This window comes from Catenulispora rubra (genome assembly GCF_015356825.1).
GTDB lineage: Bacteria > Actinomycetota > Actinomycetes > Streptomycetales > Catenulisporaceae > Catenulispora > Catenulispora rubra.
The window spans coordinates 1-1,838 of sequence record NZ_JAACYW010000595.1 but is presented as its reverse complement, the minus strand read 5'-3'; the positions used below and the strand labels follow the sequence as shown (position 1 = coordinate 1,838).

The following is a 1,838-nucleotide window of genomic DNA, read 5'->3' as shown; positions in this document are numbered from 1 at the left end:
GGGTGGGGAGGGACCGCGCCGGAATCTCCACCCCGGTCTCCACCCCCGCTCCGATCTGGGGAAGCCGCGAAATCCCTACCGTCGAAGACATGAACATCCTGCAGATCGTCCTCATCGTCGCGGTCGCCGCGCTGGTCATCGGGAAGCGTCTGGCCGGACGTCCGGTCGACACCCGGCGCTCGGTCGTCATGCCGGGCGTGCTGGCCGTCTACGGCTTCGTCATCCTGCAGAAGAGCGGCACGCTCACGCACACCGACCAGGTGTGGCTCGGGATCCAGGCGGCCGTGTCGGTCGCGATCGGCCTGATCCGCGGCACCTCGATCCACCTGTACGAGCGCGAGGGTGTGCTGTGGGCCCGCTACCGGCCGATCACGATCCTGCTGTGGCTCGGGTCCTTCGCCCTGCGCTTCGGCCTGGAGATGGCCGCGGTCGGCGCCGGCGCCGGCAAGTCGGCGATGAGCTCCTCGACGATGCTCATGTTCGGCCTGTCGCTGGCCGCCGAGTCGCTGATCGTGGTGCCGCGGGCGCACGCCAGCGGGATCCCGGTGCTGGCGCGGCCGTGAGTGCCGGGCTGGCTGCTCGCACCAGCCGCACCAGCCGCGCCGCCAGCCGCACCGCCGGCGCCGTGGCGTGGGCCACCAGCCAGGCTCGGAGCTGGAGCGAGGCCCTGAGCCGCCTCGACGTGGCCGCGATGGCCGACGTGGCCGACGTGCTTCGCGCACCGTCGGACGGGCACACTGACCTCATCATGAGCAGCGGCGCGGAGGACTTCCCCGACCTGCGGCGGTGGACGGAGCGCCAGCCTGTCATCGCCGTCGTGCTGCGGCTGGTGGCCATCGGCGGCGTGTCGTTCACCATCGCGCACAGCCACCGCCCCGCCGCCTGGGCCTTCGGCGCGGTCGCGGCGCTGGCGGGCGTCGTGTGGTCGGTCTCGGCGGTACGGCGCGTGCCGGCACTGGTGCCCGCCGTCGCGGTGATCGCGCTGTGCGGCGCGGTGCTGGCCGGCCCAGGCCTGGCCGAGCCGTCGGGGCTGACGTACATCTTCATGAGCGTGATGTACCTGCAGGCCATGACCGAAGCACGGGCCACGGCGCTGTACGTCGGGATCGCGGCCATCGTGATCGGCGCCATCACCGCAGTGCTCGCGAACGACGGAAGCCAGTTCCCATGGCTCGTCGCGGTAACAGCCGGCGGCTACGTCTTCGGCGACGCACGCCGCTCCCGCCGACTAGCGCTGGAACGCGCGCAGGACCTCCTGCTGATGACACGCCGCGCCAACACCGAACAGGCCCACGCGGCAGCCCTGGCCGAACGCGGGCGCATCGCCCGCGACGTGCACGACGTCCTGGCGCACTCCCTGTCCGGCCTGGCGATCCAACTGGAAGCCGCCGACGCCCTGATGACCGACGGCGCAGACCTGGACCGCGCCCACACGATGGTGATCCGCGCCCGCCGCCTAGCCCGCGACGGCCTGTCGGAGGTCCGCCGCGCAGTGGCGGCGCTCCGCGAGGACGTGAAGCCCCCGGAGGAGACACTGGCGGTGCTGGCGGCGGACTACGCGGAGGACACCGGCTGGCCGGCAACGTTCGAGGTGATCGACGGCCCGGTCCCGGACCTGGCGGTGGAGACGGCGCAAACACTCCAGCGCGTGGCGCAGGAGGCACTGACGAACGCGCGCAAGCACGCGCCAGGCGCGGCGGTCGCGGTACGGCTGGCGGTCGGCGCCGACACGCTCACACTGACGGTGCAGAACGAGGCCTCGACGAGGACTTCAACACCACTGTCGGACTCCGGCGGCGGCTGGGGCCTGGTGGGACTGCGGGAGCGAGTCGGACTGG

2 protein-coding genes are annotated in these 1,838 nt (G+C 72.5%); both read left to right on the top strand.

All coding sequences use genetic code 11. From position 1 onward, the window contains the following. The first annotated feature begins 89 nt into the window (after nucleotides 1–89). Complete coding sequence (locus GWK61_RS54380; RefSeq protein WP_194922258.1) at nucleotides 90–563, top strand: hypothetical protein; 474 nt, start codon at nucleotides 90–92, stop codon at nucleotides 561–563. Then, the coding region (locus tag GWK61_RS60445; RefSeq protein WP_194922257.1) for a sensor histidine kinase at nucleotides 560–1,838 on the top strand (1,279 nt) is incomplete at its 3' end. The genes GWK61_RS54380 and GWK61_RS60445, both read left to right, overlap by 4 nt.